Raw genomic sequence first — 26,983 nt, forward strand, 5'->3', positions numbered from 1 at the left:
TTTTTAACTTAATACGATTGTTGATTGAAAATACTCAAGAGTGTGAAGTCGGAGTTATAATAAATTTATTACACTCAATAAAAGGGACTTAATAGATGAAAAATTATGAAATGTATATTGATGGAAAATTTACTTCTGCCAAAAGCGGAGCCACTCGCGATATTATTGATCCCGCTAATGGTGAATTGATTGCAAAAGTTCCAGAAAGTTCTAAAGAAGATGTTGTGATTGCGATCAAGGCTGCGCGAAGAGCGTTTGATGAAGGTGATTGGAGAAAAACGTCTGCGCTTGATCGAAGTAAGCTATTATTCAAGATTGCCGATTTGATTCGTACCCATGCAAAAATGTTAGCAGAGCTGGAAACACGAAACTGTGGAAAACCTTTGGCAGAAGCAGAATATGATGTGACCGATGCAGCCAATTGTTTTGAATTTTACGCAGGCCTCGCTACTAAAATTCATGGCGAAACGATGTCGGTTCCAGCGAACTCTTTTAGTTATGTTGTACGTGAACCTATCGGTGTGTGTGGACAAATCATTCCCTGGAATTTTCCCTTACTTATGGCAGCCTGGAAACTTGCTCCAGCCCTTGCAGCAGGAAATACCGTCATATTAAAACCTTCGGAATTGACACCAATAACGGCGCTTGAGTTATTCAAACTGATTGATCAATGCGGATTTCCACCGGGTGTAGTGAACCTCATTACTGGCCCGGGTGTAGGAGCAGGTGAAGAATTATCAACTAATTCAATGGTGGATAAAGTTGCATTCACCGGTGGCACAGTGACCGGAAAAAAAATAATGCAAGCCGCTACAGGAAATTTGAAACGAATATCATTAGAACTTGGTGGAAAAAATCCAAATATTGTATTTGCAGACTGTGATCTGGAGATGGCAATTGATGGCGCTCTTTTTGGTGCTTTTGCCAATCAAGGCGAGGTATGTTCTTCTGGCTCCCGCTTAATCGTTGAGCGTTCTATTCACAAAAAAATCGTGGCAGGAATGTTGGAAAAAATCCCGAATATCAAACTAGGTCATGGTTTAGATGAAGGAGTAAAAATGGGCCCACTGGTTTCACGCACTCATCGTGAAAAAATAGAACATTACATCAAGATAGGGATTGATGAAGGTGCAAAATTGATCTGTGGCGGGAAACGTCCTACAGGTAAAGCTTTTGAAAATGGAAATTTTTTTGAGCCGACTATTTTTGATGAGGTAAAGCCCACCATGCGTATCGCTCGGGAAGAAATTTTTGGTCCGGTGCTTGCGGTCATCCCTTTTGATACCGAAGAAGAAGCCATTCAAATTGCAAATGATACCGAGTATGGTTTAGCAGCAGCTGTGTGGACTAAGGACCTTACTCGTGCTCATCGCGTGACCTCTCAAATTCGTGCTGGAATTCTTTGGGTAAACCATTACCATCCAACTCATAATGAAATGCCTTGGGGTGGATACAAACAAAGTGGAGCAGGTCGTGAATTAGGTTTATATGGAATCGAAAGCTATCTTGAAATCAAGCAAGTGAATATTAATCTAGATGATGCACCAATTGGGTGGTACTAATGAATCAAATAAATATTAAAACACAAATACCGGGACCAAAATCAAAAAAATTGATGGAGCGGCGTTATAAACATGTTGCCCGAGGCCCGTTTCATGCGACACCCATCTTTGTGGAACGAGCAAAAGGTTCGTTTATAGAAGATGTAGATGGAAATGTATTTTTGGATTTCTCATCTGGAATTGGCGTGGTAAATACAGGGCACTGCCCCGATGCAATAGTCAATGCAGTCAAGGCTCAGGCCGAAAAATTCATGCACACGAGTTTTAATATTCTTCCGTATGAAGGCTACATCAATGTGTGTGAAAAATTAAATTATCACACTCCTGGACATTTTGAGAAAAAATCAATCCTGTTGAATTCAGGAGCAGAAGCTGTAGAAAATGCAATTAAAATTGCTCGTGCCTATACCGGCAAGCAAGCAGTAATTTGTTTTGATCATGCGTACCATGGTCGCACTTACATGGCTATGTCACTTACAGCAAAAAATAAACCCTACAAACATGGATTTGGTCCATTTCTTTCGGAAATTCATCGTGCTCCCATTCCGTATGAGTATCGTTGGCAAGGAAAAAATTGTGTCGAAGAATGTTTCAATGATTTTTCTGAACTGGTTAATTTTCGTGTGGGCGTTGAAAATACCGCTGCAGTGATTTTAGAACCTGTATTAGGTGAGGGAGGATTCATACAATTTCCAGCCCCATTTTTACAAAAACTTCGTGAATTTTGTACGGTAAACAAAATTGTTTTCATTGCAGATGAAATTCAATCGGGTTTTGGGCGTACTGGAAATCTATTTGCGATGAAGACAATGGGAGTGGATCCTGACCTTACTGTATCAGCAAAAGGACTCGGTGGTGGAACAGTGATCGCTGCTGTAACAGGTAAAGCTGAAATGATGGATGCTGCAATGGTAGGTGGGTTGGGCGGAACCTTTGGAGGAAATCCACTGAGTTGTGCAGCCGCTCTTGAAGTATTCAAAATCTTTGAAGAGGAAGGGCTTTTGAACCATGTCACTAATCTTGCAAAAGTACTTCATTCCAAGCTTTCTGGATTTAAAGAAAAATATAAAATAGTAGGTGATTTCCGTGGTTTGGGTGTTATGCAAGCAATCGAACTGGTGGAAGATAAAAACACAAAGGAACCCAATAAAGTAGCAGCAGACAGATTAACAAAATTTTGTTTAGAGCATGGGCTGGTAATTCTTAGCTGTGGCGGATACGGAAATGTAATTCGCCTCCTCATGCCGCTTTCTACGGATGTAAAAGATTTGGAAATTGGACTTTCTATCATTGAGGAAGGACTCAAGACATTATAAAGCTTGATGCCTATGGGCAAAGCCCCATCCTTGTGATGTTAAGATTTTGGCGTTTCAATTGAGATCCTTAACTCAAATGCACGCCCTCTCCATCGTCATCACTGCTTTTGTCTATATCTTCATCACCGCTTTTGTCTATATTTTGTGATTCTCTGAATGAAGTTAACGTTTGTCTTAGCGTTTGGCAGTTTATTTTATCTGATTCAGGTGCTCTGCTTTTGGATTGCACTCCGTGTTGATTTGGCGAAGGCTCAACCAGGCTTATATCTAGGTCAAGATCATCCAAGTCTTTTAATACTTCATCTACAACTTTACTCTTCAATTTGGTTTCAAATTCTTCGGCCATAGAAATTCGCTTCATAAAATAATTTACAAAATCTTCTTTATTTGCAAATTGCATGTCTTGATTCATTTCTGAGAATCGTTCTGCGATTTGGTTGAGAATATCCCGTCTTTCTGTTTCATCTTCTGGCATGAATTCATAAAGAATCCTGTCTTCTATAATAATCATATTATTCATTTTGTAATTAGAAAATAATAGTTCGAGTGCATTCATTTCCCCATCGTCAGAACTAATATTTTTAATATATGGATCAGCACCAAGTGACATGAGCAGTAGGACCATCTCAAAGTTTTTATTTTCAACGGCTTTTTCAAGAGGGGTGGTATTAAAAATAGAACTGGACTCATTGATATCAACCTCATATTCGACCAATAATTTTACCATTTTAGCATCCGCATTTTCTATTGCTTTCAATATGGGCGTATTCACTTGATTTTTCAGTTCTACTAATGCCCCCTTTTTAAGGAGCGTTTCGGCAAGAGAATGGTTACCATTACTCACAGCAATGAATAAAGGGCTTTCGTCATCTTTGTTCGACTTATTGGGATCAGCATCATAGCGCAGCAATAATTCTACCATCTGACTATAACCGGTTCTTACTGCTTCTAATAAGGGGGTTTCGGATTTCTTATTGGCAATATCAGGATCAGCTTTTTTTTTCAGGAACATTTCGGCTAATGCATAGTTGCCTAGTCTCGCTGCAATGAATAAAGGACTTTCTCCATCACCGTTCACATCAGCCCCATTGTCTAATAAGTAGGTAACACGATTTAAATCCTCTCTGGATGTAGCCAAAGATAAAAGATTAACTCCTTTTGAATCCGTTAACTTATTCATTTCCAATTGTTTATTTTCTTCTGTTTGGTTTAACTCCTTTATCTCTTTTGTCTTTGTCAGCAGGCCAGGATGAAAAGTCATAGAGAAAACCGCATTACTATTAGTAGAAAATCGCTCAATTATTGCCTGCGCACATGCTTCATTATTTGCAAATTGTATTATTTCATCATGATTAACGAGTGCCCATTGCCCCTTATTTCTAACCAATGCCATTCCATGTTCATAGGCATTTAATCCGATTGCCAGTCCTTCAATTGAATTGTTTTTTAGGGCACATAACTTGTCCAAATATTCTGTTAATGTGGTTTTATTATGCGCAACCATTATTTTATCAAATGGTTCCATTTCTTTAGAGTTTTCAGCAACAAGTTGACTCGATATTAGAGCATCTTGTTTTTTTGGAGCATGATTAACCTCAAACAACTCGGGATATAAGTAGCCTTGCATGTACGACTCAATTCCATCAAAAAAAGGGCGGATACTGCATAACAAATCGGCCTTACTCGCTTCTAATTGTTTTTCATCCGCATTTAAAGTATTCCATTCCCATTTCCAGAATGTTTTTGATATTTCATGTTTTTTTAATCTCACTGACTCGGCAAGTGTTACATCCTTAGAAAAGGATGTATCATCCTCATAACTATGAATGAATTCCATACGTTTTTGAAACTCATCAAATTTTCCTCTCACTGCAGCCTGGATCGCCATATTTTCTATGCCAAAGCACACACCCTCCTCGTTAGCAGGGTATTCTAATACTTGCATTGCAGGAATTATTTCCAGTCTCATTTTCATAATTTCCCATCCATGAAGAAATTGATTATTTGTATTTAATTTTAGTTGATTTAAATGAAACAGCCATTCAATGTAATGGCGTCTGTGTGTAGATCGTTTGTTCGCAGACTCAGAAATTTCGCACCATCACTGAACCTTTCAGATAAACCGACGTTATTGCAAATTGATATATGTAGCCTGGGTGAAGCGAAGCGTAACCCGGGTTACGGCTTCGCCTGCACCCAGGCTACATTACTGTCATCCCTGTAGACTGTAGAATACTTATTTTCCTGGTTAAATTTTGTGAGGATCTCTCAGGGACAAGCTGCGGGGAGTTCTAATGGTCTTAGATCGCCTGCTTTTGCTTTTAGACTATAGCTGTACTCTTCCTGCACCTGTGCAAATTTAATTTCCAAATGTTGCGGTATATTGCTCGAATAAATCTTCGATCCATCTGCAAAACTTTGCTGCTCTTTAGCGATATCAGCAAGCTTTTTATTTTTTTCTCGCAGCATGGAGGCTCGTACTTCAAGACTATACACACTCTCAATTTGCTCATTAAGATTCGTTAATTCTTTAGACCAGTAGAACGTAGCTTTTAATTTATTAGGAGATGTATCTTTATTCCATAATGTCCTAAGTTTTACAAAATTGCTGGAGGGATCCGCATGTTCAAGGAGTTGAATGTACGCTTTAAGATAAGACTTAGGAAAATCTTCGCTTTCAGTTATTTTATCGATTAAGCTTAAATTCGTAATCACTAGAAAATATCCCTCATAATTATGCTTTTTCCTTAGAGCAATTGCTATATCAATCCATCGGCAAAAAGCCTTAGCTTTAGCGTCTCCTTGAGCTTCCATTATATCCCTTTTAAGATGAGCCTCTAAGCGCATTCTACCCTCTAAAAATACTTTAAGGTTTGGGCCTGCCTTTCCGCTCTTGGAAAACCCGTCAGGATTTGCAAAATCGTTCAGGGGAATTTTGCTATAATCTGCTCTTAATTGCTCATCAATGAGTGTTGCATCGATTTGTACTAGTTGATTGTACATTTTAAGATAGGGTTTAAAAGCCTTATTTTTTGTAAATTGCCGTGCCCTATCCATTTCTATTAATGTATCACGCACTAAAAAATATCCTTCATAATTATGCCTTCTCCTTAACATGAGTGCGGTATCAACCCATCGATGAAAAGTATGAATTTGAGCGTCTTGAGTAGCGTGCTGGCTGATGTCCTGTCTAACAAAATATTGTAAGGTTTCTCGAGTTTCTAAATGTTCCTCCACGTTTGAACGTGCCTTCCTTAACTTGACATCAAAGAGTTTAGCATAGCCTTGAGCAAATCGAGACTCAATGTAGGCAAGGAATAGGTGATGGTCTTGATCTCTTTTTATTTTTTTGCGTGTCTCCTTTTCAGCAAGCATTTCATCCCACTCAAAGGCAGCATTGGGCTTAGTTAAAAACTGTTGATCTTCTATTAGATTTTTAAAAAAAGAATTTTTATACATAGAAACTGTCACAGCCAAAAAGTGTTTAATTATAAATCTGTCTGCTCATTTTAATCAAGAAAATGCAGTCTGATTGCATGCAACCAGCTGGCTTAATTACACCATCGCATATTTATTAGAGAAAAAGAAGTCATCAATCGCAATAAGACCCTAAATAGCACCAAACCATCCGGGAAGCGAATGACTCGTTGATAAACCTCGAAAGTAACGATATGGTAAATACCAAAATCTTTTACACAAAATGATGCAGATTAAAATTAGGCTATTATTGATAATATTGTACATTGGTGCACACTATGAAACGTCAAAAAGTAAATGCAGCTAGTAATAACGCTGATTCTTTTCCTGTAGAAATTTTTTTGGAAATATTAAAATTTTTACCGCCTAAAGAGATGCAAAAAATTGCATCTTTGTCTTTCTTTTTTAAAACACTAGCTAATGATAGGCAATTATGGAAAGATTTTCTAATTAAAACCTGGGGTGAAAACAATAGTGACTTGATTAAACTCACTCACGAAATTCCCGATAGAAAACAATTGTTTAAAGAACTACACTTCACGGTTCAATATCTATGCGATAATACTATTTGTTCAGAACCTTTCCGTTTAAGTTCTCTCGATGAGAATTTAAAAGAAAATTATGCATTTTATGCAGGAGAAGATGACCAGATACAGGGAAATGAGCTATTTCAGCAAATAGTGTGTGGCCTGGCTAAATGTCACCTGGTTTCAGCTCAATTAACATCAAATGATAAAATTCCTCCTCTTCTAAGGCAAGCAATAGATAACAACGATAAGTATGTCACCCAGTTCCTTTTAAATGTTGCTCGCGTAAGTAGAAAACAATGTTTAACCCATAACATGGTTGCTGATGCATTAGCAGCTTATGCTAATTATAAAAAAGATATACCTCCTCATCCTGATATAGCAAGCTATAAGTTAATCGCCCATGAAATATTTAATAACTTTTTTGATATGACATTGGAAAAAGATATAGCTTGGAACATTGCCGCTGTAATAGCTGACGCCTCTAAGTGGGATAGTAGTGGTGACCAGCCTAATAGCGAACTGGCTTTAACTTACTTAATTACCCGATTTGGCAGGGATAAGATTGCTTCCGTTATTGCTCACTTACCCACCGAAGAATCTCTTCAGGTTTTTCATCTTCAGCCGCACCATCATCAGATAATCAAGCAGGCGTGGACAAAAGTCGAAGATATGCAAGGCCCTGAACAAATGTCTATTGGATAAAGTTCCATTGATTGAGTCAATAAGATGCCCCCTCAGTAGATTCTGATACCCAGAAACCAGACTACAAATCAAAATTAAGAAATATTTAAGTGATTCACCTTGTCAGGTTGCTCATCCATATTTTGTTGCTCTTGCTGGTGTATGTATTTTATATAGTGAATACGGCGCGCCAAGGAACCTGTAGGATTAAAGTCTTTTTGCGTTTCAATTTGGCTGAGACGTACCAACAAATCATCTAGAGAATTACTATCTTTCAGGATTTGATTGACTGCATCCACATGATGCCGCCGCCAATGAAACGTAGCAAATAGAGTAAACCCAGGGAAGTCGCTGGTATTTTTTGTATAATCATTTAAAAGATTTTTCGCTTTCTGGAATAAATCTTCCGTGGATGAGTTCGTAAGTTCAACATAGCTTTCGGGGAAATACTCTTTTTTTCTGTAGTCATCCAGATTTATTTGTTTTTCTTCTTTATGATTGAAAACACTGCAGTTACCGCTTGGAACAGAAAGAGTTTTTACGGAAAGTGGCAGCTTGATAATCAAATTACGTAATGCCCTATCTCCAATAGCGAGATTGTTATTACATACATCACCTAAAAGGTGGATTTCTTGCATTTGCTTAGGGAAACTGCTAAAAAATTTAAACAGCTCATCAAAAGTACAATTTTCAATCACTTCCGCATTCACTTTAAAATAAGTAACATGCGCTGGAATAGCCTTAATTACTTCACCTGCATCTTTCCATTTTTTGCCAGTATTAATTTCAACCTTGGTTACATGTCTGGGCAACTCTTTTAAAAACTCAATACACGATTTTTTGGATTGCGCAGCCATCTCCTCGCCGGCATTCTTTTTCCAATCACTCGAACGGTTGATGTGGCTATCCCAATAAACAACCGAAGTAACCGACTCGGGAAGCAGGGATACATTTTCAGCAAGCTCTTTAGTTCTTATCTGAATATCATGGTTCTTTGGCTTCGCCGAATGCATCAGCTCGACTGCTTCTTGCAAAAGCTCTTTTGTCATTGGGGTATCGTTCTTCCGAATACAGCATCCCCAAGGAGTGCTAGGCTCATACTTTACTTCAATATTTTCTGATTCTTGCACGTGATCGCGTTGAGTTGCGTTGAATGAAAATAGAAATTTTGTTCTCATAATTTAGTACTTCAAAAATTGTTTTACTTACATACAATTATAGTTTTATTTATTTTAAATAAGCTTAGTGATGCTACGTAAAATTCGAATTATTCAAGTTTTACGTAGCATCAGGGGTAATTAATAGAGCTGCCGTGTTGCTTGCAAACAGACTCATTCTAAATAATTGGCACTATAGAGGGTGCTCCTTGTTGGTTTGTTTTGGCTTGAGGTGGAGGCGCGAAAATAGAAAACTGGGCTATGGATACAGGTTTTGTTGGATTACAACCTAAGATGCTTTCTATTTCTTCCTGATAACACTTAGCAGTAAATTCAGGATCATTTATAGGCTCCATCGTTAAGCCCGTTAATTTTTGCATTAACACGATTTCAAGATGCGTCAGATTCTTGTCTTTTTCTACTTGTAAATTCAATAATCGATCGATTTTATCGAATTGTTGTGGCGATAACTGAAATTCTTTGAATAAGTTTTCGCGTTGATTAATAAAAACTAAGGTTCGTGTTGCTTCTGATACAAAAAAAACGCCATCGACTTTCTCTAAGCCTTTAAGGCGTACGCCTTTGAGGCCCTTTTGTTGAATTTTTTGCTTTAGGCCTTGCAATTGCCCTTCCTGCAGGCTAATTAATTTTATTGTTTTTAATTGCGTATCTAACTTATGGATTAATTCTTCAATGTGCTTGCTAAACCGAGTTAAGGTTGGGTCATTTTGAGTATTTGACTTGTTCACATAATCCAATTGCTTTATGAGTTCACCACGTATTTTTTGAATTTGAGTTGAGTAGCACATTGATTTTGGGCTGTTACCATGAGCTAAAACCATAGCAACTTTTTTATCTTGCTGTAGTTTCCCATAATGATCTGGACGCTTAATTTGTTTTTCTTCTTGCGGCAAACATAAACAGGGCGGGAATATATATTCAGCCTCTGTTGGATATTGACTAAGGGCTTTAATAATCGCACCAATACTGTACTTCGAAATACCACTCCAAGGATGAGTTTTTGTAATTAATGCAGTATTAGGATCCGCTATAAAAGTTCCTACTTTGCTTGTATCAAAACTGGTACTGGTAAAACCCGCGTAGTAAAGCGGAATACCTGCCTCTTTTGCTAATTCAAATCGTCGCTTTTCAGCAGCCACCCAAGTTCCTGAGGTAGCACGTATTGAACGACCTTGATGTGTATCTAATAGATCACCTGTAATAGTTACCTGATCATCAGGTACATAACAAAGGTGTTGCGCTTTATTAATACCACGGACAGCACATACTGTTGCTAATAGTGCCTCTAAAATAAGTTGACTTTGTTGCGTTGGAGTAATTTCATCTTGAGTCGCTTGGCCTGTTAATAGCATTTCAAGGCGAAATAATGCATCCTGTACATTTTTATCCGTACTTCCTTTTTCAAATATTTTCGTTGAAATCATTTTTTCACGTAATAGCATATTAATCGGGACATAGGCATCGGTCGTATAAATATTTATTGCCAAACATTCTGAGGAATGACACTCTTGAAAATAATTTTCATCTTTTAGCTGATCATCCAGGTCTTTCATAATTGTTTTCGAATCATCAGATTTCCAATTGACGACAGGAAATGCGACTGGTTTGAGAACTATGCTGGGATCGTTTTGCAAAAAACTTAAATAGGATTCCAATTCATCCTCAGTAAGATTAATCTGGTTAAAATTAGGTTCGTGTTTTAGGATTTGGGTTAAGTTATAGACCTCTTGGCCAACAGTTACTTCAATTTCATTAAGGCAATTGACACGGAACATGTCTGTTACATTGGGATTATTATTTTTGATTTCCTGCATTATGGCTTTTATAATGATTTCCAGATCTTGGGTTGCTTCTGAAACAACGCTTTGATTTTGGATTAAATAATCGAGGTAAGGATTAATTCTTTTTTCAAAAAAAGATTCTTCTTTTAAATCTTTTAGATCATCTCGTGCAGCTGCCTCTAAAAACTTATTATGGATATCAAAGAGCCTTTCCCGGAATTCACATAATTTTGTAAGCGATGAATTTTCAAACTGCACAGCCAGTTGCATTTCCTTAACAAAACTAATCAAAGAAACAAGGTACGATTCGTCCGCTTTTCTTAGGAGTAAATGATTTTTTTCTAAAAGTTGTATTTCCTTTTCAACGACATGCATAAGGAGAATAAGGCCGCTTTCTGAAGCAACTTGTAATCTTTTATACAATTCCTCATATGCTGGAACTTTGCTTTCTGATTTAAGTAGAATATCGATAAAAATTACTGTGTTTTTTATATGGTTAAGACGTGCAAACTCTAATTCTGTTGGCGTCATGTCAACTGTCAGATTAAGCTGATTCAGGTGTTCAAGATTTTCATTGAGCCTATCGATTATAAAGACAATATCAGCAGCAGAAGGAGGAAGCTCTGCGCCAGACTGCATGGCTAAAGAGATACTTTTTTGGATATTGGCCAAATTATTTAACATTAAATTGTCAATATCATTTTCAAATACATTGTATTCGGGCTTACTTTGCATAACGGAGACTTACTTTCAACAACTATTTATATATTATGCATATTGAACATTAATAGCCCTTTAAATTATCCCTATAAAATATTAATGACCCTTTAAATAATTTTATGGAAGAGGAAAGGATTGACTGCAAATATCTGTTTTAGGTGGGCTTAGGTACTGGGGGAATTACACGCATTGCAATAAGCACTAATAGAGTTTTCGAGTGAGATATACTTCCCTGTATTTCCCTTTATGATGCCATATTCGGTGTAGACCTGCTTTCACTAAATTGCTCTAATTCCTTTTCTAAATCCTCTACTGTTTTATTTGCTCCATTAAGCAATTGATTGATTGACGTGAGAAACATAAAACGATCAAGGCCACGATCATCATTATCAGCGAATTCCTTTTCCAGAGTTTTAAGCCGCTCCCTTGCTTTAGCTAATTCGGCTTCTATTTCTACTTTCAATCTCATCTTTTTTTTCTCCATTAAATTAAAAGGCTGTAACCTACAATATTATATAGTATCAAATGGTTATAACGTATTATCCGTGTCTTTTACACTATGCATTCTCGCTAGTTCCTACCTTTATCTTTAGAACAGTGAGTTATTTCTACCTTATGTTTGATCGTCTAAAGTATAACAAAGTCTCCGTGTTTTTATCTTATTGATTCTGAATTCAATTGAAATTTGCTATGGTATATATATTTTTCCGCCGCGGGCTCCGGAAGATCTGCGCTAAAACTCTGGACCCCGCGGACAAGCCGCAGGGCATAGGGCCGAGATGTGATCAAGAGACGGCTGCTCACAACCAGGCTTGCTGGATGAAGACTTATATTGGCAATCAGAGCGATTTGGATCTGCGTAAGGACATTGCTATGAAAATGTAGGTCCAACCGCTGATGATCATATCAATCGCAATAAACAGTCCGATGACCCATAAGCCACTCATTGGCCAGTGCAACAGAATCAGCATTCCAAGTATTAGTGAACATATCCCTGCAAACAAGATCCAACCCCAACCCTTTGTGTTGCGTAAGGATATGGACATACTAATGCGGACAACACCGATAACGATAAGCGTCCAAGCCAATAAAGCAGTAATGATGGTTGATGCTAATAAAGGATCATATAAGACAATACCTGCACCAATAAGATAGAGTATTGCAACGAGAATTTGCCAAACCGTACCTTTCCATTCTTTGTGCTTAAACGCATCAGCAAAGTGTGATAATCCTGAAATCATGAGTAACGCAGCGAAAAAATACATGCTGACTATGGTTAACAAGATATCCATTCCTAAACCAATAATACCAAAGATCAAGAGAAGAATTCCAAAACCCAAAAACCATCGCCAGTGACGTTGCATGATCTTTGTATCGGGATGAAGCGTCATATTATTTGCATTTTCCATATCAGTTCCTTTTGATATATGTAATTTAACTATAGCTGATTATTCGCAATTCGTTCTTTAGACTGAAAAAAATTTCCGCCAGACCCTATCTAAAGAAAATTTAAGGGCGTCTCGTATTAACAGCAATCAAGCTCTATTTGCTTATTAAATATCTGGCGCTGGATAATAGATGTCGCCATCATCATCCTTGTCTTTTGGCTTACTTGGATCAGCCTTATTAACAATGACATCTTCAATTTTATCAAGGACTTGGCTGGACTTTGTTTGATGTACAAAGAAAAATGAACGATTACATCCCCAGTTTATTAAACCTTTAATTACTATTCCGACTCCTGCAGTAGAGATACCAAGAGCGAGGTTTACCAGAAACTCTGACCAACCTCGATGCTTATCAAGTACACCATGGGCTGTACGTATCAAAACTCGAGATTGATCTCTAAATGTTTTGTAAGTCTCTTGGTTTGGATTTGCAAAATATATATCTCCTTGTTTCTTAAGCTCTGTCCGAAGTATTGTCGCTGTATCCCAAGCATTATGAAGCTCAAGATAGTCTTCATCGTTTTCATCACCATTTGCTTCAGCCAAGGCTGTACGTTTGCGGTCTTCCAGATCAGTGATTTTAGCCTGGAGTAGTGCAAGATTTTTGTAGAATTTCCTTTCTCCCTTGATTACATAAGCGCAGTTTACCAGAAACTCTGACCAACCTCGATGCGTATCAAGTACACCATGGGCTGTACGTATCAAAACTCGAGATTGATCTCTAAATGTTTTGTAAGTCTCTTGGTTTGGGTTTGCAAAATATATATCTCCTTGTTTCTTAAGCTCTGTCCGAAGTGTTGTCGCTGTATCCCAAGCATTATGAAGCTCAAGATAGTCTTCATCGTTTTCATCACCATTTGCTTCAGCCAAGGCTGTACGTTTGCGGTCTTCCAGATCAGTGATTTTAGTCTGGAGTAGTGCAAGGTTTTTGTAGAATTTCCTTTCTCCCTTGATTCCATAGGGGGTGGGTAATTGACTTGGAATGATGAGGGCCGGGGGCGCAGCCAGTTTTTTTGCTAACTCTTCTTTTTCGGGGCTTAAAAACGGCTTGAAAAATTCCTCATCAGCGCCGACCCATTGTACGATTTGGTCATCAAACTCATGCGCTTCAAACTCGTAGGATTGAATAAATTCGCGAGCATATTGACTGTGCTTTAAAGCAGGTCCCAACAACCTTATTGCTAAATCTTTAGGCACTTCTTGAATATTTTTTAGATATTTTTCAATGAGAGTGATTGCATTATGTAAGGCACAAAGCTCAATATCAACCTTTTCCCCTCTAAGCCTGCGTGCGGTTAATTGGACGTGATGTTGTAATAACCTGAACCCAGTAGGATTTACTTGAGAATCATGGCCTAGTAAGGTTGAGTAGTGAAGTAATTGTGTGCTTTTATGCCCTTCATAATTAATTTGTTCTAATGGATTAGTCGTCCTTTCCCAATGTCCCCCATATCCGGCACCTAAAGGGTTTCCGGTATGGTAAATCGTTATACATTGTGGATTTGGAAGTGGGATAGTTGGATCAATTGTTGCTGCATACTCATCCCCTTCTTGCGGAATATAGCGTAGGCTAAATCCGAATGGATTACAGACGAGAATCGCTAACTCATCCTGCTCCAAGCTTGTATAGCGAGCAGTTCGATCTATTTCCGTACATTCTTCAATAGCATTTGCTTTAGACCTACCTGCTTTGGGAGGAAGTTTTTCGTATATTCCCGGCTTACCTAGTTGCACTGCCATAAAACCACGAAGGACTGGCCCCATCATGATTTGAATATCAAAAGGATTATACTGCTTTAGAATACCGGCAAATAGTTTCCAGGAAAAAGCGTTCGGATCAAATCCATAAAATTCGGCAAAATTACGTTTTAATGCGGCATAAGCATCATTATGTTGATTATTATAATGCTCGTCCTTTGCGAAATGATATATTTCCTGCACTAACTCAGGAGTTATCGTATGAAGCGGGCAGTTATTCAGTACTGCAGATATTTTAGGATATGGCATTGGGTAATTCCACTTTAGTCTAAGTAAAATTATAGTCCTATTTGATTAAGAAAATATTAACTTTTCGTGCAATGCACGATCCAATTGAAATATAATTCATCAGTAAAATCATTTTCACTCATATTTGCCATCGATAAATATATATATGGAGTAAGTCCTCAAATTTTGCATTTCACCATTGGCTTTTTATCAAGTTTTTTTACACTATGACAAATATTATAAAAAAATAACTTCATGCAAAATTCAAGCCCCGCCCCTTTTATTTGCAAATAACCGGTTATGCTTGAACTGAATCGTTCGTATTAGTATCATCAAAACATGGAAAATTTGTAATTCGCTACAAAGATTAATGAAGATTTGCCTTGTTAGTTTTGTAATTTTTAAAAAATCTTAATCAGTTGTATCATTCTCGGAAGGGATTTTAATGAAAATATTTGGTGTTTATATCGTATCAAATAACAATGAAGTTATTTTATCTGTTAACAATGAAGCAGACTCTATCTCAAGCTTCTTTCCTATAAAAAAAGATGACCCTTTTATTACATCTGCCACCTTGAAATGTGCGAGTAAAAATCCGAAATATTTTCCATACAAACACGAAAAAAAGTTTTACTATGGAGTAAACGATGGGACAGGCAACGCGTACTTTCTTGTTTCAGATGTAAAAGATGATGAATTAGTTAAGACTTTATTAGGGCAAATAAAGGAAATTGACTTAACCATGGAAACACAACAAAACAAGTTAGTTGCCATTAAAAATAAGATCTCAATGTATGCAAATGAATCAACTGCGTCATTGCCCGCACATGTTATTTTCCGTGATCTAAAAAATAGATTTAATAATCTTTGGCCTTAACTCTGCACTCTTTCATTTTATTAGCTAATAGGCCTTATTACGGCCTCTTTTCACTAATAAGATTGCGCGCAACCAGGATTTATCAGAAGAGCAAGAAAACTCAATCATTTCCCTATTCTATTGAGCAACTCTGAAAAGTTCTTACAACTTCGTGAGTATTATTATTGATAATAGAGCCATTATAATGCGTGATTTGCTCATGCGCCTTTGCCATCATCCAGAGATATAGCTCATCTAAATCATCGCTATTCCTTTCATCTATAGTTTTCTCTTCTATATATAATTTTGCAGTATAAATAAACATAATTTGTTCCTGATAGATATTAATATTCAGTGATATCAAGAAAGAACAATTGTTTATTTTTTTTAGATTCATTCAAAATTGATTCGCGTCCCTTTCTTATAGTATGGCATAAATACTGATTTTAGGATGAATCAGACCTTATTTAATTCCCATGATTCACCCTCTTCTATTAATTTCCACAATCAGGCTATGTTTGCTCTTATTTCATTGACCTAATTTAGATAGGCCGAACCACTTCATCAGTAAATTCGGGTAAAAAGCCTCCCACCTGAGCATCCCAAAGGGTTTTATACAACCCACCACGATTCAATAATTCAGCATGGGTACCGTCTTCAACAATGTGGCCTTTATCGAATACTAAAATTCGGTCCATATGCAAAAGAGTAGATAAGCGATGCGCGACTACCATAGTTGTTTTTCCCTGCATCAACTCCCAGAGACTCTCTTGAATGTTGGCTTCTGTAATAGAATCCAGCTGAGACGTGGCTTCATCAAGCATTAGAATCGGAGCGTTTTTTAATATGGCTCGGGCAATAGCAATGCGCTGACGCTGACCACCTGAAAGCTTAACGCCACGTTCCCCGACCAATGTCTCGTAGCCTTCTGGTAAAAGGCTTATGAATTCGTGAGCATGGGCCTTCTGGGAGGCTAAAATGACCTCTTCATCAGTTGCCTCTGTCCTGCCATAACGAATATTATCCATTAGACTTCGATGAAAAAGGGTTGGGTCTTGGGGAATCATGGCAATAGCGTCCCTGAGGCTTTCTTGAGTCACTTCAGATAGGTTTTGACCATCAATCAAAATCTGCCCACCCACAACCTCATAAAGCCGTAAAATCAGATTCACAAAAGTGGATTTGCCACTGCCCGAATAACCTACTAAACCAACTTTTTGGCCTGCTTCAATTGTCACTGACTTATTTTGGAAAAGAGAATAACCGCCGTGGTAATGAAATTTTACCTTGGAAAATTCAATTCTCCCTTGAGTGACTACTAATTGGGATGCATTGTTTTTATTCTTGATACCATGGGGTATCACCAATGCATTTAAGCTTTGTCTTGCCTTGCCTAAGGCTTGGTTAAATTGATCTACTTGATACATGGTGTACCACATCATATGCCCCAGCTCCATAGAAAGTCCAAGAATCAAGGCAAAATCACCAATACTCACAAGGCCCTTGCCATATAAATGGATTAAAGTAATCGATGCCAATCCCATCATGACGGCAATCATTAACCCTTGTGCGCAGCATAACAAAACAATGAAAATCTCTTTCTTTTGAAATGCGTGTTGCACCAAGCGAAAGAAAGAGTTCATACGTTCCACTTCATAGATTTTTCGTGAAAAAATACGAATATTGGATTGATTCGCTAGGCTATCTACTAATTGACCCGAAAGCTGAGATTCTGAACTTGCATGATCATCAGACAATTGGACTAACCGTGCCGACATCCAAATACTAAATGAGGCAAAGACGATGAACCAAAGGAATAAAATATAAAAAAACAAGGGATTAACAAAATAGGCTGTAATAAATGAAACCAGCAAGAGTGACGTCCCGCGAAGAAAATCTACAGACACTCGATACAAAATAATCTCAAGATTATCAGCAAGTGTCGTAATTTGATCGGCAATTCGTCCCGATAGGTTATCCTGAAAAAATTGATGGCTTCCTCCCAATACATACTCAAACGTTTGGCTAATCATTTGATTTTTGATAACCGCTTCGTATTTATAGTTCAAATACCCGAGTGTTCGCCAGGTTACATTGTCAAAAACAATAAAGTTCAATACCAATAACCCAGCTATCCAATACAAAGAGGACATATCCATATTGGTCTTTGCAGCCAAAGTATTAATGAAGGACTTAATCAATAAGCTATTCAACGGTCCCCAAAATCCAGCCAATAGCGCAAGCAGGATAAATAAAATAACTATAGCTCTATACGGTTTTAAAAAATGCCACATAAAAGAGCCCAACTGCTCAGGCAAACGATTAGTCATGATGGATTACCTCTAAATGTGCATCCTTGAAACAATGTAACTTTCCGTGATGAAGCGGATACCTGGTTTCAATGTGAATGAATTCTAGAACGTTGTGATCGAAGATTGACTTACCTGGGCCATGACGACCAATCAGTGGAATACAATCTCCAAAATAGACTTCGCTCCTAAAGAATTCAAAACAGGTTTTATGCGGATAGATAAGACTTAAGTCTTTAAATTGAATCGGTTTATGGTTCATGATTTACTCTTAAGTATGTCTTTTTGGACAGTAAAAAATAGAAAGTCACAAATGACTTGCTCTCTTTGCCCTATAGATGGGCGTACTTAAGATGTAATTTTCATGGCGTTTTAAACCTACTTTTTAATGGTTTCTCTAATCACAGTGAATTTTAAATTAAAATAATTGAATGTGTCAATCTTTTTTTAATCAAAAAACATCCTTTTTGTCTTATTTTAAACCACAACCCCCTCCCATTCTATCATTGGTTAAAATCATAGAGGGTTGGAACTTACCCCAACATCCTGTATCACTTAAGCGTTTTTCCAATGTTCTTTAGCATGCCCTGGTTGCAAGCAACTGTCTCTTGCTTACTTCTTAGAAAAGAAGGCCTTAATATAAAGGACTTCGCATTACCGAAGGACCAACTAATTTCTCAACACATCAAAAATGAATTTTTTAAGTTTTGAATCCGTTTGTTATTTTTTCATAACATCTCTTCAGCACAGTTATTTTTTTACCCACTCGCCTTTCGAGTTTTTTTCATAATCTTTTTTCACCGCACTCCAGGCAACTGCATGGGCCGTCTCTTCCCTGCTACGATCTCCTTGTCTTTCATCTGGATCATCATACTGCCTCCATGCATTATTAAATGCTTCTTTATAAATCTCCTGTGCATGATTAGGTAAGTTATCCTTAACACTATCAGGCAGCTCATTGACTTTTTTATAGGGCATCAGATTCTCCTTTCTCTCAGCAAACAAATGTATGTGACTAAAAACCTATAGTTCAATTTTGTTGAAATAGCAAAATCAATCAACTTAAGCCCATTAGACCTGACTCTGCTCAAAGAAGGATTCATCACCAAGGGTTATTTAATCTTTACGTAATAGTTAAGTTATATACTTATAAACTTTCTACCGTTAAAAATGAACTGCAGGAAAATCAAAAAGGGTGATAGAGAGATACCGACTGGTAAGGCATTTTGACCCTGTTTGATGTATTTGTGTATTTAGATGATTTGCGCCTGTTTTATGCGCTATAGTATAAACAACATCATCTTGATAGAGAGTACTATGGTAAACGTCATTAATCTTAATAAAAAAAGAAAGGCGAAAATTCGTTTGGAAAAAGAAAAAAAAGCTTCTGAAAATCGCATTAAATTCGGAAGGACAAAAAAAGAAAAGCAGCTAGAGAAACAAGAAAATGAACGCAATGAACGGCATCTAGATGGTCACAAATTGGAAAAAAAAGAGAAAGAATAAAGTAGGTAAGTTCTTTGATAATAAAATTATTTTTTTAAGGTCTCTCGACTCTACCACAAGCTGTGGATAGGGAGCACGTCATTCTCTGGTCACAGTACCCCAATAAATCAAATCAATCAATCATTGCGAGTAATTAACCTTCTCAAGGCGTGCAAATACCGATATAATCGCACGACGTATTAAGAATATGTTCTGCTCATACGATACAATTGCCTATTTATCCTGATTAAGAAGAAGTCATCATGTTTTCCAGAGTATTTCCACTCCCGCTTGTAGCCCTCATTGTTATCTCACTATTAGGTTGCTGTATGGAAATTGATATTTCCTTGCCCAGTTTTCCTAGCATTATGACGTACTTCGGCAGTACAGAAGCACAAGTTCAAAACACATTAAGTCTTAATTTTTTAGCATTCTGTTTTTCCGGTTTGCTTTACGGGCCCTTATCCGAAACTTTGGGACGACGTGGATTAATGATTTTTGGAGCGACTTGTTTTTTTATTGGAGCAGTTGGTTGTGTGTTTTCATTTTCCATATACCAATTAATGTTTTGGCGTTTTATTCAAGGTTTAGGCGCCAGCAGTACTTTAGTCATGGGTTTTGCCATGATTTCTGATCGGTATAGTGGCGAAGTGGCTGCAAATTATATTGGTAAGATTAACGCTTATGTCACTATTTTTATGGCAGCAGCTCCTATTTTAGGGAGCGCTATTATCAATTATTTTACTTGGAGAGCTAATTTTACCTTCATTGCGATTATTGCTTTGATTTCATGGCTTTTTCTGATATTGCAATTACCAGAAACCAAAACTGAAAAGCAACCTTTAAATATTTTTACCATATTTAAAGACTATCGGACAATTTGTTCGCATGGTAAGTTTTTAATTTATGCCAGTATGCCCAATATGTTAGTTACGGCTTATTTAACTTTTGTAGGGAGTGCCTCGTTTTATTATATTAATACGTGCAAATTATCTTATTTCCAATTTGCGATGCAACAAGGGTTAATTGTATTGCTATTTTCACTCACCAGTTTTTATGCCGATAAAGTGATTGCACGCATCGGCTCTCGAAAAGCAGTCCATTTGGGGATGGTGTGTTGTACCATATCTATTATTCTTTTCACCTATTTTGCTTTCGAATATCCAGATTCTCCGCGTTGGATTACATTTGCTATGTGCTGGATGGCTGTAGGTTGCGCATTTCCAATGAGCGTCACTTTTGCCCAATCATTAGAAATTCTACCTAATCTCAAGGGAACGTGTTCTTCATTCATTATGTCAACACGCTTGTTTATTTCCTCCGGGGCCGTTGCTTTAACTGGCCTTTTATTCGATGGTTCGATGCGCCCCGTTGCCCTTGTTATTGATGGCGCTATCATTTTAGGAATTGGTATGTATTTCGTAATTGAACGAATGATGCTTCCTAAGGAAAACCTATTGAAGGTAACTTAAGTTCAGTAAAAGGGGCGATTAAAAATCAACTGTCTTTTTGTTATTTTTCAAATAAGTTGCTTAGGGGGGTAGCTTTTTATTTACTTGTTGCATCCCAATTACGTGTTTATCATAATAGTTTATCTATGCATTTCACAATGCAGTGCAGAACGAATTAAATAATGCAGTTTACTTATAATTACCAACAACCTGACGAATATCATTTTAGTCTTGATTCAATTTACCTTGCGCGATTTGTCGCAACACAATTGAAATCTCACACAGATCTTGATTCATTACGCATATTAGATCTCTGCGCAGGCTGCGGAGTCATTGGGATTGAACTATCGTGGCATCTTCGCGCAATCCGGCAGATTGATTTTATAGAGATCCAGGATATTTATACTGACTATTTTTATCAAAACGTGGCGATTGTCAATCGACCTGAATTGCAATTTCGCTGGCATCTTTTAAATTATGATGCATTACATGAAAAAAAATGGGCAAGCAAATTTGATTTGATTATCAGTAATCCACCCTATTTCCAACAAGGCCACGGAATGCTGTCACCATCCAAATTTAAAAATCGTTGCCGATTTTATTTAGATAGCTCTTTTCAGAATTATATTCACGCGCTAGAAAATTCGCTTGCCAACAAAGGTAAAGCTTATTTTTTATTACGCCCATTAACACATCATGGTTTTGATTTATTTTCTGATATACAAAAAACACTCAAGGACACATCAGTCATAGTAAAAAAAATATCGCATATCCGTGGTACGGATATTATTTTATTAGAAAAATGAATGACATTCTTTTGCTAAATTAAGCTCCTTTGCCTACCATTTAAAGATATAAGTCTGGTTGCAAGCAACCAGGCTAGCTTGTAATCTAAACAATAGCATTAGGGAAAAAAATTGTGTGTGTTCCAATTCAAGGAGGGGATCTATGTCGCTATTAACTAATTACATGAAGACGTTTCGCTTCCTCTTAAGACGGAATGACTTGGGTTCTTTTGTCAAAGAGCATGATCGCCTGTTCTTTCTTGCGAAGCAGACTCATAATCATACAGTCGTTGCTACCCATTATTATGACCTCATGGCGGAGGTGATTGAGATTGCTTACGGCAGCAGTTGGGTTTTTTATCCGCCCGAGCATGTGGGACAATCACGCGAGGAAACCATTTCGAACTTACATAAGAAGATCAATTCAGTGCTCTGCCTTTTACCCGGGAAAACAGCTCTTGATATGGGTTGCGGTCTTGGTGGCGCGGCGCGTGATATTGCCCGTCTTTCGCAGGGGAAAGTGTTTGGGGTCACATTGTCTCAAGCCGAAGTAGAGCGAGCGAACGCCCTCAATCGCGAACAAAACCTGGACCATTTGTGTGAAATCACGCAGGGAGATTATACACAAAATTTGCCTTTTCCTAATGATTTCCTGGCCTCAGCGTATAGCATTTATTCACTTAAATACATTTCCAAGGACCTGCTTTCCAAAGTATTTGGACACGTCCATCGTGTCATGGAACCGAATGCACGATATGTCGTCTATGACGCGGTTCTGACATCTAAATACGATGTGAATAATCCGCAGCATCGCGCACTGGTTGAGCGGATTGAGTTTGTGACCGGTATGCCGCCTCTGCACACAAGTGACGATCTAATCGATGCGGCCCGCAGCGTGGGCCTAAGCCTACTCTCCGAAACAGAAATTTCAAAAGAGCTTGGGTGGAGCTATTTTTTTACTGAAAACAAGCTCCTGGCTGGTACGCTTCGTTCTCGGGCAGTGGGGAGCGCGATTTTAGGCCTTGAAGCGCTTCGCCTTTTTCCAAAAGGATTTTCAGACTTCTACAACACGTTCATTGCAGGAACTGTGAATGCCCTAGTCGATGCGGACCGCTTAGGCATTGTGTCGTTCTCTCGGTTATTCGTCTTTAGCAAGACTGATACCTGATGTTTTTGTCGGGTTAATCGCATTAACTGAGGAGCTGGCAACATAGATCTGTATGATGACTGGCACTTTAAAATGCTGGATAGGAAGCTAAAAACCATGAAAATATTGGTCACGGGAGCTAGTGGACACATTGGGAATAACCTCATTGCTGAGTTTATTAAAAAACAATACGATGTCCGCATACTTGTGCGAAGCGAAATGCCCAAATATCTCGCTCACTTTCCTTTGGAGGTGTGCCAAGGAGATATTTTAAATCTGGAGTCTTTGTATCAAGCTACTCGAGATATTGATACCGTTTTTCATTTAGCCGCGAAAATTGATATTACCAATCGAAAAGAAAAAGAAGTCCGTAAGACGAACATCCAAGGCACCCAAAATGTAGTCAATGCTTGCCTTAAAAATCACGTAAAAAAGCTAGTTCATTTTAGTTCCATTCACACGCTAATGCAAAGTTCAAAAAAAGCCAATACGGCTCACATCTTAAATGAAAATTGTTCCCTTGCTTTAGAATCTGTGAATATTTACGATCAATCTAAAGCCCTTGCTGAAAAGATAGTGCTTGATAGTTGTGAGCAGGGATTAAATGCAGTTGTAGTTAATCCCACAGGAGTAATTGGCCCAAATGACTATAAATTATCACTCATGGGAACTGCAATAATTAAAATATACAAAGGATACATCCCCATTTTGGTGCGTGGAGGATTTAATTTTGTTGACGTTCGCGACGTGGTTCAAGGGGCAATCACTGCTGCGGAAAAAGGCAAATCTGGAGAACGCTATATCTTAGGCGGCCACGACATAAACATGCATCAGTTGGTCAGATTGATATCGATTGTAAGACAAAAAAAAATGACTCGTTTGTTTCTTCCTCCAAGCATGCTTAACTTTGTGGTACCCCTCATGGAGTTTTTTTCTAATATCACCAATACAGAACCGCTCTTTACAAAATACTCAATTGAAACTTTGATGTATCCTCCAACGGTGGATTGTACGAAAGCTGAAAATGAATTGGGGTACAAAAAAACGGAAATCGAAACAACGATCCATGATACTCTTCATTGGTTTTCACAGCGTGGCAAAATTAAATTATGACTCAAAACAATCTCACTTTATTTCTTTATTTCTGGAGCGCTTTAGCCATTGTGGTATTTTTCACGCTTTTTTTCAAACGAGCGCCTTATGGACGTTATGTCCAAAGAGATAAATCGCTTAAAATCCCTGCAAAGGTTTCTTGGTGTTTTATGGAGTTGCCCTCTGTGATCACCTTTTTGGTTATTTTTCTCATGGCAAGACCCTCTGCATACACCTGGGTATTTTTTGCAATGTGGCAATTCCATTACGTCTATCGTTCCTTAATTTATCCGTTTCGCTTGAACCATGCAAAACAGGTTCCAATTTTTATTACGCTATCCGCCACGTTTTTTACGACGGTGAATGGTTTTGTAAATGCCTATTGGCTCACTCATTTTCAAGAAATTACCTTTTCAACGTTGCAAACGCCTCATTTTATCGTTGGTTTTATACTTTTTGTTTCGGGATTTGTAATCCATCAAAATTCAGACAACATTTTGTTTGACATGAATAAAAATAAAAAATCCGGCTCCTACACAATACCCTACGGTGGAATGTTTCGTTTTTTGAGCAGCCCAAATTACTTTGGTGAAATGCTCCAATGGATTGGTTGGGGGGTGGCGACGTGGTCACTTGCTGGTTTTTCTTTTACTTTGTGGACAATAGCCAATTTGGCTCCGCGAGCAATCGCTCATCATAGTTGGTATCGCTCACATTTTTCCAATTATCCTAAGGAAAGAAAAGCACTTATTCCATTTCTCCTTTGAACAATCAACTTATTGCACAAGGATAATGCTGCATATCTGGGGATCCATATCTGGGGGTCAGATCTTGCTTTTTGCCTACCGCGTAGAAATTGGCAAAAAGCAAGACCTGACCACACTCGGAACTTGCTCAGGGGCTTTCCCATCTTGTTTAGCTAGTTTAGTAGTTAAAGTTTTTAATTTGTGATAACCATCAAGTACACTGTCTGATATTTTAAGTGCGTCAGGAAAGCAATAGTTGATTTGTTTGCATTGATTAGCCAGTACATGGAGATTTTTCCAATAGCTTATATTTTTTTCATTGATTTTTTTAGAGTCGAGTAATTCTTTATAACAGAACAATTCTAAAAATCTTTTTACTTTATTTATATCAGCTGTACGTTCCATTGTATTTTGAAAAATTATACCTATATGTAGTTGCAATTTTTCTTGTGTCAAAGGCCGTTCTACATTATCAATAATAAATTCCGCTGCCGCTTTAAAAAAAGCAGAAAGCTCGAAGCTTCCTTGAGGTTGTGTCTTCTGTTTGAAAAAAGTAGAAACTGGGGGCTTCTTTTTTCGAACGAATAAATCTAAAAATTCACTGTTTTTTAAAGTGGAATCTAACAATAATTTAAGTGTTGCATACTTATTATCATCGTTTTTACGATCGTTCATAGCAACAGAGGCAGCGACATATAAAGTGGGATCTATATTGTTCAAATGAGTATTTGTTACTAAAGTAATGAGTTCTTGATCACAAGGAACCTTTTCACATTCATTTAAAAGTATTCTTCTCAGCGAGCATCGGTAGACCGCAATGTTTTCTGGATCATTTAGAATAGAAGAATCATCCGTTATGATTTCTATAGCTTGAGTAAATACTAATTTAAGTAGCGCGTTACTGTTTTCTTTGTTTTCTCGGTTAAAATACTCATAAACATCACTAAAAAAATTGGGGTTGTGCGCAGCTTTACTTATTAAATGTTTAAAAAATTCTTTTTTACTCGGTTCTTCGGATGATAAGGCAACGATTTTCTCCGCCTCATTCCAAAGCACTTGATAAAATATCTCTGGTTTTCGCATTTCGATGTTACTTGATATTTTTTTATATATATCTATTCTTGAATGAATATAATTTTTGATATCAGCCTTGGTCTCCCTGCTCAAAGCTTTGTTCTCATTAATTATATGCTCATAAACCCCTATCGCCTTGAATGCTTTCTTTAGGCTTTCAGATTTTCTAATATTACCGAAATAACAGTTGATTACTCCTTCCACCGATTTATCAAAAATATAATTAATTAATTGCCTAAGGTGAAAAAAATCGTCGTCAGTATCTATATTAAACTGTTTATTTTTTAGATCTTTGCCTGATTGCAGCATAGGATTTATCAAATGCTGGATAATACTTTGGCTCTTCATTTCCGTAGTACACCATTTATAGACCTCGTCGGGTAATCGTTCTTTTAACAGACCTTTTAAATTTGCCAGAACACAATTACCTATCTTTTGGGATTTGACATGTTTCCCCAAGCTGAAACTGAAACCCAAATCTTTTAGTGTCTTGTCATACTGATCATAAAATTTCTTATAGTCCTCTTCATTACCGTTTACTACTTCTAATTCAGCAATTGTTTCAATGGCTACTCTTAACTTTCCTAAATCTAAGCCAGCGATATTAATGCGATAAACTAAATTATAAGTCGATCTTTGACCATTACCACGATTGCAATGTGTAATGACTAATTGATTTTTTTCTTGATATATTTGGGTATAGATTGCATGACCAATGCAGCTATGCTCAATTGTTAAATCATTACCAGAAAGGAGCTTTTTAATTCGTTTTGAAGTAATTTCATTTTTATCTTCAATAACGATTGTTTTAATTGATTCACAAAAGCGATTAAGAATTCTTTTGTATTTCTTTAACTCCGAAGCGGTATATGTTTTTCCTTCTACTTTAATGTCTTGTGAGAGAACGGTTAGTAATAGTTTTACAAATTCTTCACTAGCTGCTTTAACAGTTAGCCCCTGCCTTCTAATATGCTCTTTTTGATTAACCACTAAATCAACCCGATAACCATGAAACATGGTGGCCCAGAAGGCCAAGAAATTTTTACTTTCGGTATCATTTATATCGCTTAACCATTTTTTCTTTTTAGTGATCGTTTCATTTAATATGGCTTTCTTTTTAGTTTTGCCTTTTTTGGTTTTTATTTTATTTAATTTTTCTTCTGCGTCAGTTATCTCCTGCTTGATCCGATCATAAGCTGCTGAAGCCGGTTTATTGAGATTCTGTCGTTCGAGATCGGTCCGCATGAATTGCTCGAATACATGAGTAAAATCTACTCTTTCTTCTACCTGTGGATTGGATACACCACCTGCCATCCTACGCTTCTTTTTTTTATAAGCATTTTTTTTTGATTGCATATG

22 protein-coding genes are annotated in these 26,983 nt (G+C 37.4%); 10 read left to right on the plus strand and 12 right to left on the minus strand.

The genetic code is table 11. The annotated features are described in order from the left end of the window. Window positions 1–95: 95 nt before the first annotated feature. Entirely contained in the window at window positions 96–1,562 is a 1,467-nt protein-coding gene (locus Lani_RS18990) for an aldehyde dehydrogenase family protein (RefSeq protein ID WP_019234009.1), read from the plus strand. After that, on the plus strand, window positions 1,562–2,878 hold the full coding sequence (gene gabT, locus Lani_RS18995) for a 4-aminobutyrate--2-oxoglutarate transaminase (RefSeq protein WP_019234008.1): 1,317 nt from the start codon (window positions 1,562–1,564) through the stop codon (window positions 2,876–2,878). Before Lani_RS18990 ends, gabT begins: the two co-directional genes overlap by 1 nt. Before the next feature lie 67 nt (window positions 2,879–2,945). Here gabT and Lani_RS19000 read toward each other — a convergent pair whose 3' ends face one another. Further along, window positions 2,946–4,853, minus strand: a complete 1,908-nt coding sequence (locus Lani_RS19000; protein ID WP_019234007.1) for an ankyrin repeat domain-containing protein — start codon at window positions 4,851–4,853, stop codon at window positions 2,946–2,948. 293 nt (window positions 4,854–5,146) lie between these two features. Next, window positions 5,147–6,337: a RasGEF domain-containing protein gene (locus Lani_RS19005; protein WP_019234006.1), complete on the minus strand. Its 1,191-nt coding sequence runs from the start codon at window positions 6,335–6,337 to the stop codon at window positions 5,147–5,149. A gap of 296 nt (window positions 6,338–6,633) precedes the next feature. On the opposite strand from Lani_RS19005, the gene Lani_RS19010 reads away from it, so the two are divergent. Then, complete coding sequence (locus Lani_RS19010; RefSeq protein WP_019234005.1) at window positions 6,634–7,587, plus strand: F-box-like domain-containing protein; 954 nt, start codon at window positions 6,634–6,636, stop codon at window positions 7,585–7,587. Window positions 7,588–7,661: 74 nt separating this feature from the next. On the opposite strand, the gene Lani_RS19015 is transcribed toward Lani_RS19010, so the two are convergent. The 5 genes from Lani_RS19015 to Lani_RS19035 form a co-directional block, all read right to left on the minus strand. After that, window positions 7,662–8,744, minus strand: a complete 1,083-nt coding sequence (locus tag Lani_RS19015; RefSeq protein ID WP_019234004.1) for a DUF5617 domain-containing protein — start codon at window positions 8,742–8,744, stop codon at window positions 7,662–7,664. 158 nt (window positions 8,745–8,902) lie between these two features. Next, window positions 8,903–11,260 (minus strand): hypothetical protein, encoded by a 2,358-nt coding sequence (locus tag Lani_RS19020; RefSeq protein WP_019234003.1) that lies wholly within the window; start codon window positions 11,258–11,260, stop codon window positions 8,903–8,905. A 229-nt stretch (window positions 11,261–11,489) separates the two neighbouring features. Next, entirely contained in the window at window positions 11,490–11,714 is a 225-nt protein-coding gene (locus tag Lani_RS19025; RefSeq protein WP_019234002.1) for a hypothetical protein, read from the minus strand. A 370-nt stretch (window positions 11,715–12,084) separates the two neighbouring features. After that, window positions 12,085–12,654, minus strand: a complete 570-nt coding sequence (locus Lani_RS19030) for an HdeD family acid-resistance protein (RefSeq protein WP_019234001.1) — start codon at window positions 12,652–12,654, stop codon at window positions 12,085–12,087. A gap of 144 nt (window positions 12,655–12,798) precedes the next feature. Further along, on the minus strand, window positions 12,799–14,700 hold the full coding sequence (locus Lani_RS19035; RefSeq protein WP_058388751.1) for a hypothetical protein: 1,902 nt from the start codon (window positions 14,698–14,700) through the stop codon (window positions 12,799–12,801). Window positions 14,701–15,124: 424 nt separating this feature from the next. Here Lani_RS19035 and Lani_RS19040 point away from each other — a divergent pair, with 424 nt between their 5' ends. Beyond that, window positions 15,125–15,556, plus strand: coding sequence for a hypothetical protein (locus tag Lani_RS19040; RefSeq protein WP_019233999.1), 432 nt, complete (start codon window positions 15,125–15,127; stop codon window positions 15,554–15,556). A 112-nt stretch (window positions 15,557–15,668) separates the two neighbouring features. On the opposite strand, the gene Lani_RS19045 is transcribed toward Lani_RS19040, so the two are convergent. The 4 genes from Lani_RS19045 to Lani_RS19060 all read right to left on the minus strand — a co-directional run bounded on the left by Lani_RS19045 (window position 15,669) and on the right by Lani_RS19060 (window position 18,822). Then, complete coding sequence (locus tag Lani_RS19045; RefSeq protein ID WP_019233998.1) at window positions 15,669–15,860, minus strand: hypothetical protein; 192 nt, start codon at window positions 15,858–15,860, stop codon at window positions 15,669–15,671. Between the two features lie 217 nt (window positions 15,861–16,077). Then, window positions 16,078–17,865 carry an ABC transporter ATP-binding protein gene (locus Lani_RS19050; protein ID WP_019233997.1) on the minus strand — a complete coding sequence of 596 codons (1,788 nt, stop codon included), beginning with the start codon at window positions 17,863–17,865 and terminating at the stop codon, window positions 16,078–16,080. Then, entirely contained in the window at window positions 17,858–18,106 is a 249-nt protein-coding gene (locus Lani_RS20685) for a P-loop NTPase family protein (protein WP_019233996.1), read from the minus strand. The genes Lani_RS19050 and Lani_RS20685 overlap by 8 nt, the downstream gene beginning before the upstream one ends. A gap of 488 nt (window positions 18,107–18,594) precedes the next feature. Continuing rightward, window positions 18,595–18,822: a ChaB family protein gene (locus Lani_RS19060; RefSeq protein WP_019233995.1), complete on the minus strand. Its 228-nt coding sequence runs from the start codon at window positions 18,820–18,822 to the stop codon at window positions 18,595–18,597. Between the two features lie 339 nt (window positions 18,823–19,161). On the opposite strand from Lani_RS19060, the gene Lani_RS19065 reads away from it, so the two are divergent. The 6 genes from Lani_RS19065 to Lani_RS19090 all read left to right on the plus strand — a co-directional run bounded on the left by Lani_RS19065 (window position 19,162) and on the right by Lani_RS19090 (window position 24,571). Then, window positions 19,162–19,350, plus strand: a complete 189-nt coding sequence (locus Lani_RS19065; protein WP_019233994.1) for a DUF4169 family protein — start codon at window positions 19,162–19,164, stop codon at window positions 19,348–19,350. A gap of 242 nt (window positions 19,351–19,592) precedes the next feature. Beyond that, the gene (locus tag Lani_RS19070) at window positions 19,593–20,801 is read left to right on the plus strand and encodes a multidrug effflux MFS transporter (protein WP_081595171.1); all 1,209 of its coding nucleotides are present in this window, start codon (window positions 19,593–19,595) and stop codon (window positions 20,799–20,801) included. Window positions 20,802–20,962: 161 nt separating this feature from the next. Continuing rightward, entirely contained in the window at window positions 20,963–21,586 is a 624-nt protein-coding gene (locus Lani_RS19075) for a methyltransferase (RefSeq protein WP_019233992.1), read from the plus strand. Between the two features lie 142 nt (window positions 21,587–21,728). Then, the gene (locus tag Lani_RS19080; RefSeq protein ID WP_019233991.1) at window positions 21,729–22,733 is read left to right on the plus strand and encodes an SAM-dependent methyltransferase; all 1,005 of its coding nucleotides are present in this window, start codon (window positions 21,729–21,731) and stop codon (window positions 22,731–22,733) included. Between the two features lie 96 nt (window positions 22,734–22,829). Continuing rightward, a complete protein-coding gene (locus Lani_RS19085) occupies window positions 22,830–23,825 on the plus strand; it encodes an NAD-dependent epimerase/dehydratase family protein (protein ID WP_019233990.1) in 996 nt (331 codons plus the stop codon). Next, window positions 23,822–24,571 carry a DUF1295 domain-containing protein gene (locus Lani_RS19090; RefSeq protein WP_019233989.1) on the plus strand — a complete coding sequence of 250 codons (750 nt, stop codon included), beginning with the start codon at window positions 23,822–23,824 and terminating at the stop codon, window positions 24,569–24,571. Before Lani_RS19085 ends, Lani_RS19090 begins: the two co-directional genes overlap by 4 nt. 75 nt (window positions 24,572–24,646) lie before the next feature. Here Lani_RS19090 and Lani_RS19095 read toward each other — a convergent pair whose 3' ends face one another. Continuing rightward, window positions 24,647–26,980: a hypothetical protein gene (locus Lani_RS19095; protein WP_019233988.1), complete on the minus strand. Its 2,334-nt coding sequence runs from the start codon at window positions 26,978–26,980 to the stop codon at window positions 24,647–24,649. Window positions 26,981–26,983 lie beyond the last annotated feature (3 nt).

The sequence above is a fragment of the Legionella anisa genome (assembly GCF_001467525.1).
In the GTDB taxonomy this organism is placed as follows: Bacteria; Pseudomonadota; Gammaproteobacteria; order Legionellales; family Legionellaceae; genus Legionella; species Legionella anisa.